At 69.7% G+C, this 9,073-nt stretch carries 8 protein-coding genes; 1 reads left to right on the forward strand and 7 read right to left on the reverse strand.

Features of this window, described 5'->3' with window-relative positions:
- Positions 1-69: 69 nt before the first annotated feature.
- Complete coding sequence (locus tag AC27VN_RS23435) at positions 70-879, reverse strand: cytochrome C assembly family protein (protein WP_093353466.1); 810 nt, start codon at positions 877-879, stop codon at positions 70-72.
- Positions 880-1,005: 126 nt separating this feature from the next.
- On the opposite strand from AC27VN_RS23435, the gene ffh reads away from it, so the two are divergent.
- Positions 1,006-2,394, forward strand: a complete 1,389-nt coding sequence (gene ffh, locus AC27VN_RS23440) for a signal recognition particle protein (RefSeq protein WP_208508242.1) — start codon at positions 1,006-1,008, stop codon at positions 2,392-2,394.
- 65 nt (positions 2,395-2,459) lie between these two features.
- Here ffh and AC27VN_RS23445 read toward each other — a convergent pair whose 3' ends face one another.
- From AC27VN_RS23445 to AC27VN_RS23470, 6 genes are all read right to left on the reverse strand, one after another.
- Positions 2,460-3,599: an AAA family ATPase gene (locus AC27VN_RS23445; protein WP_490878056.1), complete on the reverse strand. Its 1,140-nt coding sequence runs from the start codon at positions 3,597-3,599 to the stop codon at positions 2,460-2,462.
- The gene (locus tag AC27VN_RS23450; protein ID WP_490878057.1) at positions 3,596-4,495 is read right to left on the reverse strand and encodes an RNA ligase family protein; all 900 of its coding nucleotides are present in this window, start codon (positions 4,493-4,495) and stop codon (positions 3,596-3,598) included. The genes AC27VN_RS23445 and AC27VN_RS23450 overlap by 4 nt, the downstream gene beginning before the upstream one ends.
- Before the next feature lie 319 nt (positions 4,496-4,814).
- Positions 4,815-6,818, reverse strand: a complete 2,004-nt coding sequence (gene mdoH, locus AC27VN_RS23455; protein WP_490878058.1) for a glucans biosynthesis glucosyltransferase MdoH — start codon at positions 6,816-6,818, stop codon at positions 4,815-4,817.
- A 5-nt stretch (positions 6,819-6,823) separates the two neighbouring features.
- Positions 6,824-7,030: a hypothetical protein gene (locus tag AC27VN_RS23460; protein WP_057591126.1), complete on the reverse strand. Its 207-nt coding sequence runs from the start codon at positions 7,028-7,030 to the stop codon at positions 6,824-6,826.
- Between the two features lie 181 nt (positions 7,031-7,211).
- Complete coding sequence (locus AC27VN_RS23465; RefSeq protein WP_093353476.1) at positions 7,212-8,612, reverse strand: sigma 54-interacting transcriptional regulator; 1,401 nt, start codon at positions 8,610-8,612, stop codon at positions 7,212-7,214.
- A partial coding sequence (locus tag AC27VN_RS23470; RefSeq protein ID WP_490878059.1) for a hypothetical protein occupies positions 8,609-9,073 on the reverse strand: 465 nt, incomplete at its 5' end. The genes AC27VN_RS23470 and AC27VN_RS23465, both read right to left, overlap by 4 nt.

Consider the following 9,073-nt stretch of genomic DNA (forward strand, 5'->3'; position numbering starts at 1 on the left):
GTTCTTGCGCCAGAGCCAGATCGCGACCCAGACCACCGCGAGGACGAGAAGGTATTTCATGAGGTGTCTTCAGGCCGGCGGACGCGCCAGCACCACTTCGAGCACGAAGCGCGAGCCCACGTAGGCCAGCAGCAGCAGCGCCGAGCCCGCGTAGAGCACGCGCCGCGCCGTGCGCCCACGCCAGCCGAAGCGCGCGCGGCCGATCAGCAGCACCGCGAAGCTGATCCAGGCCAGCACCGAGAAGGCCGACTTGTGGTCCCACTTCCAGGCCCGGCCCGCGGCGCCGTAGAGCTGCTCGCTGAACAGCAGCCCGGCCAGCAGCGTGGCCGACAGCAGCACGAAGCCGGCCGTCACGAAGCGGAAGGTGAGGCGTTCGAGCGTCAGCAGCGGCACGCCGCCCTGCGGCTCGGTGGCCAGGCGGATCTGCTTCTCGGCGCGGGTCGTGAGCCAGGCGTGCACCACCGCGGCGGCGAACAGGCCGTAGGAGGCGATGCCCAGCGCCAGGTGCAGCGGCAGCCAGGGCGAGGCCGACACGTGCAGCGGCGTGCCGGGAAAGAGGATCGCGAGCAGCACCGCCGCCGCGCCGAGCCAGGCCAGCGCGCGGCGCACCTGCAGCTGCGGGTACATGCGGCTTTCGACCGCGTAGACGGTGAGCACCAGCCAGGCCGTGACCGACAGGGCGGGCGCGAAGCCGAAGCGGGGTTCGTGGCCGACCAGGCCATGGCCGAGCACCGCGGCATGCAGCAGCCAGGCCAGGCCGAGCGCCCACTGGGTGGCCTGCCGGCTCAGCCGGGCGCCTGCGGCGGCGGCAAAACCGTAGGCGGCCGCGGCGGCGATGCCCAGCGCCACGCCGAGTGGGGAGGGGATCGCTAAAATCATCGATCGGAGTTTAGCCGCTCACCCTTGCATTTCCGGGTGCCGCGCGCCAGCTTCCCTCCTACCCGTCTCCCGCGACTTCTCCCATCCGTCCCGCCGCAGCGGGGCAGCAAGCAAGGCATCCCCTCCATGGCCAGCGCTCTCACCGAAAAATTCTCCCGCCTCGTCAAGACGATGAGCGGCCAGGCGCGCATCACCGAAAGCAACGTGCAGGACATGCTGCGCGAAGTGCGCATGGCGCTGCTCGAAGCCGACGTGGCGCTGCCCGTGGTGCGCGACTTCGTCGCCCGCGTGAAGGAAAAGGCGCTCGGCCAGGAAGTGCTGGGCTCGCTCAAGCCGGGCCAGGCGCTGGTGGGCATCGTCAACCGCGAGCTCGCCGCCACCATGGGCGAGGGCGTCTCGGACATCAACCTCGCGGCCCAGCCGCCGGCGGTGATCCTCATGGCCGGCCTGCAGGGCGCCGGCAAGACCACCACCACCGCCAAGCTCGCCAAGCACCTGATCGAGAAGCGCAAGAAGAAGGTGCTCACGGTGTCGGGCGACGTCTACCGGCCCGCCGCCATCGAACAGCTCAAGACCGTCACGAAGCAGGCCGGCGCCGAATGGTTCCCGAGCACGCCCGACCAGAAGCCGCTGGACATCGCGCGCGCCGCGCTCGACCACGCCAAGCGCCACTTCTTCGACGTGCTGCTGGTCGACACGGCCGGCCGGCTCGCGATCGACGAGGTGCTGATGGCCGAGATCCAGCAACTGCACGGCGCGCTGAACCCGGTCGAGACCCTGTTCGTGGTCGACGCCATGCAGGGCCAGGACGCGATCAACACGGCGCGCGCCTTCAAGGAGGCGCTGCCGCTCACCGGCATCATCCTGACCAAGACCGACGGCGACTCGCGCGGCGGCGCGGCGCTGTCGGTGCGCCAGGTCACGGGCGTGCCGATCAAGTTCGCGGGCGTGAGCGAGAAGATCGACGGCCTCGAGGTGTTCGACGCCGAGCGCCATGCGGGCCGCATCCTGGGCATGGGCGACATCGTCGCGCTGGTCGAGCAGGTCACGGCCGGCGTCGACGTGGCGGCGGCGCAGAAGCTCGCCGCCAAGGTCAAGAGCGGCGCGGGCTTCGACCTCAACGACTTCCTCGGCCAGCTGCAGCAGATGAAGCAGATGGGCGGCCTCTCGAGCCTGATGGACAAGCTGCCCACGCAGATGGCCGCCAAGGCCAGCGAGGCCGACATGACGCGCGCCGAGCGCGACATCCGCCGCAAGGAAGGGATCATCCAGAGCATGACGCCGCTGGAGCGCCGCAAGCCCGAACTGCTCAAGGCCACGCGCAAGCGCCGCATCGCGGCCGGCGCGGGCGTGCAGGTTCAGGAAGTGAACCGCCTGCTCAACGAGTTCGAGCAGATGCAGGGGATGATGAAGAAGATGAAGGGTGGCGGCCTCATGAAGATGATGAAGAAGATGGGCGGCATGAAGGGCATGGGCGGGATGGGTGGTCCCGGCGGGCCGAAGCTGCCGTTCTGAGCCGCGTACATATATAGAGAGATGGACGAAGCCCGCCGGGGACGACCCGGCGGGCTTCGTCGTTTTCAGGTCTGCACCTCGTAGACCGTCGCGTGCGCCTCGATCGGCGTCGGCAGCTCCCAGCGGTGCAGCATGCGCTCGATGCCCGCGTTCGACAGCGTCGTGTCGCGCTCGCGGTTGCGGCGCATCAGCTCGGTGTGCGGCACCTCGAGGTACACCAGCTCGATCCGGGCGTGGTAGGCCCACAGCAGGTCCAGCGTCTTGGTGCGCATCTGCTGGCTCAGGTGGGTGGCGTTCCAGACGAAGTGTTCCTGCCTGCGCAGCAGCGCCTTCGCCTGGTCGACCGCGTGGTGCGCGGCGAGCCCGTCGTTCTCTCCGTGCTTCAGGCCCAGCTCGGCGCGCGCATCGTCGAAGGACACGACCGGCCAACCCTTGCGCTGCTGCGCGACCCAGTGGTTCTTGCCGCTCGCGGGCAGGCCGCACATCACCGTCACGCGCGAGCCCGGGTTCTGGAACAGCGAGTAGTCGGGGCTGGTGTCGGCGCCGCGGAAGTAGGCCAGGCGCGTGTGGGCGTCGACCATTCGTCGCGGGCCGTCCCAGCAGCCTTCCTCCTGCGCGAGCTGCTCGAACAGCGCGATGTCGGCCAGGCTGTCGGAGCGCTTCTCGTAATGGCGCCCCAGCATGTCGCAGCGCGCCACGCAGCAGAGGTCGGGCAGGCTCAGTTCCCATGACAGCCGGTGCACCAGCCGCTCGGGCCGCTCGCCCTTGCGCGAGGCGAAGGCATGGAACGGCAACTGATGCACCGCGACGATCCGGCACACGGCTTCGCGCAGCGCGAAGGGCACGCGCGCCTTCCACATCAGCACGCGCACGTCGACCGCGCCGCGGCGCGAGTGGCCGGGCTGGCCGATGCGGCCGCTGGCCTCGTCGATCACCGTGGTGTCGGGCTTGGCGATGTCGTGCAGCAGGCAGGCCATGAACAACACGAAGCGGCCGTCGGCATCGGCGCGCCGGTAGTGCTCGTCCTGCGCCAGCGCATCGAGCACCATGCGCGTGTGGAGGCCGACGTTGCCCTCGGCGTGGTAGTACGGATCCTGCGGCGTCTCCTCGAGGCGCAGCAGGCCCGGCAGCAGTTCGCAGCAGCGCGCCCAGTCGGCGCCCTCTTCGGGCGCGGGCACCAGCGTGCGAAGTTCGTCGAAAGTCATCGCGGCCTCCCGGTGGTCGTGAGTTCGGCGGGATCGCGCAGCGTGCGCAGTCCCAGGTCGTGCCAGCCGAGCGGCGGCACCGGCGCATGGAGGTCCGCGCCCGGCGCCAGCCGGTTCGGCAGCAGCGGCCGGCGGCTGTGGTGCGAGCCCGAGTCGAGGATGGTCTGGACGAAGTCCGGGCGCACCCACTTGTAGCGGCCCGTCACCTGGCCGTCCGACTCGGTCTTGAGGTACAGGCCCTCGGCCAGGTCCGACAGGTCGGTCTGCTGCCGCGCCAGCGCGAGCGGCTGGCCTTCGTCGGCCACGGCCTGTTCGAAGGCCGAGCGCCAGCCGGTGCTGCGCGCGAGCGAGGGCCGCACGAGCGAACGCAGGGCCTTCGGCTGGCGTGGCATCGCGCCCCCGTAGAGCACCGGCACCGACAGCACCGGGCCGCCCGCGAGCAGCGCCTGCCGCGCCGGCGTCGAGAGAAAGCGCTGCGCCTGGCGGTCGTAGAGATCGAACTCCAGGAAGAAGGCCGGCAGCCGGTCGTACCAGCAGCTGTGCTTGGCGAAGCACCATTCGCCGTACATCACGTAGCGGTCCTCGAGCCGTTCGAGCAGCGCCGCCTCGTGCGTGGCGGCCCAGTGCTTGAACAGGTTGAACTGGCGCTCGCCGGCACCGCCCGCGAGGTAGTGGCCGCGCGACTGCAGCAGCAGCTCGCCGGCCGCGCTGAACGACACGGCGGCGTTCGCGCCATCGAGCTTTTCCTCGATGACCACGTGCAGTCCGTGCAGCGCCGCCAATGGCGTCTGGCCGTCGTCGCTGTCGCCGGGCTGCAGCCGCGAGCCTTCGAGGTGCGCGGTCCGCGGGTACTTCAGCAGCGGCAGCGACGAGAGGGAAGAAGAAAGGGGAAACACGTTTGTTCTCCGGATGGAAACCAGGAAGAACCGACAACGTGCGGGAGCGAAGCTGAGAGGGATCGGGAGCGACTTCGACGGCCGCTGTTTCCAGCGAAGGGCCGTGTCCGGTCAGCGGATGCGCAGCTTGGCGCCCGACATGACCAGTGAAGTGGTGTTGTCGGCGTCAGAGGGTGGTGACGGCGAATCGGGGCACTTGGCGCTCCAGGGGATCGAGAGGATCCGTGGGTGGAAAAAAGGAAGGCGCGATTCTAGGCGCGCCATGAAAAAAGCCGGCCCCTCGGGGCCGGCTTCATGCGAGGCGTGTGGCGTGCGCGCGTCAGGCCGTGGCCAGCGCCGCGGGACGCGAGAGGCGCAGCGCATGCATCCAGGCGCGGCGCAGCACGGCCGGCGAACGCGATTCCTCGGGGATCAGCAGGAAGCCGCGGTCGCGCAGCGTGGTGCCCAGCGCGATCTGGCTGGTCAGCACGGTCAGCGGGATCGCCAGCAGCAGCGGCAGGCCGACCGGCATGAGCCACATCAGGGCGCTCGGGTCGATCATCGCGACGCCGACGGCCAGCAGTGCGATCACCAGCGTCATGGGGGCCAGCTGCGAGGCAGCGACCTTCCACGGCACGGCGGCGGCTTCGCGCGGGGGCGACTTCCAGTCGAGCTTGATGCCGGTGAGGGCGACCAGCACGAACAGCGAGTGGGCCAGCATGCGCACCGGTGCCTGCACGATCGCGAGACCGCTTTCCATCACCGAGCTCTTGATCAGGCCCCACAGGCCGCCGAACTGGCGTTGCTCGCCGCGCATCAGCACGGCAACGATGCCGAGCACGCGGGGCAGGAACAGCAGGCACAGGGTCCAGATCCAGAGGCCGGCGAGTTCGGCCGGCAGCACGCTCCAGCTCGAGATCAGGCTGGAACCGCTGAGCCACAGCGCGGTGCCCAGCGTCAGGAACGCGAGCCACAGCGGGGCGGAAACGTAGGCCATGGTGCCGGTCACGAACATCGCGCGGTGCACCGAGTGGATGCCGGGCTCGGCCATCAGGCGGGCGTTCTGCAGGTTGCCCTGGCACCAGCGGCGGTCGCGCTGCAGCTCGGCCAGCAGGTCCGGCGGTTGCTGTTCGTAGCTGCCGACCAGGTCGGACACCAGCCACACGTTGTAGCCGGCACGGCGCATCAGCGCGGCTTCGACGAAGTCGTGCGACATGATGCCGCCCGACATGCCGCCGGTGCCCTTGATCGGAGCCAGCGCGCAGTGCTTCATGAAGGGCTCGACGCGGATGATCGCGTTGTGGCCCCAGTAGTGCGATTCGCCCAGTTGCCAGAACTGCATGCCCAGCGTGAACAGGCGGCCCGTCACGCGGGAAGCGAATTGTTGGGCGCGGGCATGCAGCGTCACGTGGCCGATGGCCTGGGTAGCGGTCTGGATGATGCCGGCGCTCGGGTTGGCTTCCATCAGCTTGACCATCGAGGTCAGGCAGTCGCCGCTCATCACGGAGTCGGCGTCGAGCACGACCATGTAGCGGTAGTCCTTGCCCCAGCGGCGGCAGAAGTCGGCCACGTTGCCGGCCTTGCGGTGCGTGCGGCGGGTGCGCAGGCGGTAGTAGACCTCGACCTGCGGCTGGTTCGGGCTGTCGGCCAGCGCGGCGCGCAGGTCTTCCCAGGCGGCGCGCTCGGCGGCGGCGGTCTCGGGGTTGTAGCTGTCGGACAGCACGAACACGTCGAACTGCTTGGCGTGGCCGGTGGCCGCGACCGATTCGCAGGTGGCGCGCAGGCCGGCGAACACGGTGGCCACGTCCTCGTTGCAGATCGGCATGATGATCGCGGTGCGGGCCTCGGGGTTCATCGGGTGGTTGGCCACCTGCTTGACCGAGAGCGCATGCTTGTCGCCGCGCACCGAGACATAGAAGCCCATGAGGGCGGTCACGAAGCCGGTCACGACCCAGCCCGAGAGCAGGCCGTAGAGGCCGATCTGGCCGTATTCGAGCCAGACGTTGTCGTAGTCGGGCTGCACGCCCGCGAACAGCGTGGAAGCGACCACGGTGCTCAGCACGGTCAGCAGCATGAAGGCCAGGCGGCGCTGCGAGGCGGCGCGTTGCCACGGCTGCTTGGCTTCGGCCGGGGCGCTTTCGCGCTTGCCGCCGGCACCCAGGCGGACCAGCAGGGCGGTGCCGATGCTGTTCCAGAAGCCGCGCCAGGGGCGGGGCGTCATCGAGCCGCGGTTGACCGGAGGCGCGGTGACGGCGTTGGGATGGCGTTCCTCACGCACCGGGCTGCGGCGCGAGAAGTCGGCATCGGCCAGGACATTGAGTTGGGAGAAGTCGTTCGGCTTCATGGTGTTTACCAACGTTGCTTGTCGAGGGAGGAGGAGGTGTCGCCAATGGCCGGAAAGCGCTTGAAGACGCAATCCGTCGCGACGCCGCCGGCGCTGGCGAGCGCGGCTGGCGAATGGCCCGCGGCACGGGGCCGCGAGGCGGAAAACTGCTTTTGACGCAGGCCGTCGCGCTGCGGACGCAGTGCGAAAGATGGGCTGTTGAATGCTGTCATGCCACTACAGGGGCAAACCCTGTGCCAGCATGAAAAAGTGCTTTGGAATCAAGCACTTGGGCCGCTTCGGCCGGAATTTCCGGGGGCCGGAGGGCGAAAAGGGCCTCAAAACCCCCGTTTTTGTCGCCGAATCCCGACAAGCTCACCGGCCTGCCGAAAAAAACCCATATGAATCAACGACTTAGGGGCGTCGCTCGTCAGCGACACCCTCGCCACCGGGAGCGACAGCATCGGCCTTGAAGTGGCCCGGCGTGAGCTCGTGCTTCTGCAGCAGGCGGTAGAACTCGGTGCGGTTGCGGTCGGCCAGGCGGGCCGCGTCGGCGACGTTGCCGTCGGTCAGTTTCAGCAGGCCGACCAAGTATTCGCGCTCGAAACGCTGCTTGGCCTCGGCATAGGTCTGGACCTCCACGGTCGGCACCCGCAGCGCGCGCTGCACCAGCGCCAGCGGGATCAGCGGCGAGCTCGACAGCGCGCAGACCTGCTCGACCACGTTGTAGAGCTGGCGCACGTTGCCGGGCCAGGCCGCGGTGGTCAGCGCCTTCAGGGCCTCGGGCGCGAAGCCCGACAGCCGCTTGCCGTACTTGGTCGAGAGCTTCTGCAGGAAGTGGTTGGCCAGCAGCGGGATGTCCTCGCGGCGCGCCGACAGCGGCGGCAGCGTGAGCGTGACCACGTTGAGCCGGTAATAGAGGTCCTCGCGGAACTGGCCGGCCTCCATTGCGGCATCGAGGTCGCGGTGGGTGGCCGAGATGATGCGCACGTCGACCTCGATCGACTGGCTGGCGCCCAGCGGGCGCACCGCGCGCTCCTGCAGCACGCGCAGCAGCTTGACCTGCAGCGCGGGCGGCATGTCGCCGATCTCGTCGAGCAGCAGGGTGCCGCCGTCGGCCTGCTGGAACAGGCCCTTGTGGTTGGCGTGGGCGTCGGTGAAGGCGCCCTTCATGTGGCCGAACAGCTCGGACTCGAGCAGCGCCTCGGGAATGGCGCCGCAGTTGACCGCCACGAAGGGCTTGTCGGCGCGCGCGCTGGCCTTGTGGATGGCGCGCGCCAGCATTTCCTTGCCGGCGCCCGAGTCGCCGCGCAGCAGCACCGAGGCGTCGGACTTGGCGACCATGCGCGCCTCGGCCAGCAGCTCGGCCATGCGGTTGCTGCGGCTCACGATGTCGACGCGCCAGCTGTCGTCGCCGGTCTTGCTCGGCACCGTGGCCGGTGCGCCCAGCGCGAGCGCCTGGGCGATCTTGTCGAGCAGTTCGCGCCCGTCGTAGGGCTTGGTCAGGTAGGTGAAGACGCCGCGCGCGGTGGCTTCCACCGCGTCGGGGATGGTGCCGTGCGCGGTCAGCAGGATCACCGGCAGCGAGGGATGGCGCTTGCGGATCTCGTCGAACAGCGCCAGGCCGTCGCGCCCGGGCAGGCGCACGTCGCTGAGCACCAGTTGCGGATGCTCGATCTCGAGCTGCGTGAGCGCCGTCTCGGCCGAGGTCACGGCCGTGACCTGGTAGCCCGCCGAGCTCAGCCGCATCGACAGCAGCCGCAGCATGTCCGGATCGTCGTCGACGACCAGGAGGCGGGCGCCCGAAGTACTCATGGGGTGGACCTGCTTCCGTTCGGTGCCGAGGCCGGTGCCGCGGGCGTATTGGGTCGCGCGAAGCTGCGCTCGATGGCGCGCAGCGCTTCGATGCGGTCGTTGAGCTGGTCGATGCGGCGCTGGCTGTCGCGCAGCTGCTGCACCTGCTTGTCGCGGTCGTCCTCGACGCGGCGCTGCTCGATGTAGCGCGCGGCCAGCGCGCGCGCCAGCGGCTGCAGCGGCTGGGCCTCGGGCGCGGGATTGGCGATCACGCGCTGCAGCAGGCCCAGCGCGCGCGCCAGGTCGGCCGGCACGCGGGTCTGCGACAGCAGGATCGCGAGGTGCATCTGCGCCGTGGGCGCGTCGCCGGGGTCGCCCAGGCGCTGGATCTCGGCGTTCAGCTCGGCGCCGCTGAGCGGGCGCATCTTGTCGGCGTAGGCCAGCACGGCGGCCACCGGGCCCTGGGTCATCAGCGTGAACAG

The organism is Variovorax sp. 20P10.2.4 (assembly GCF_058244205.1).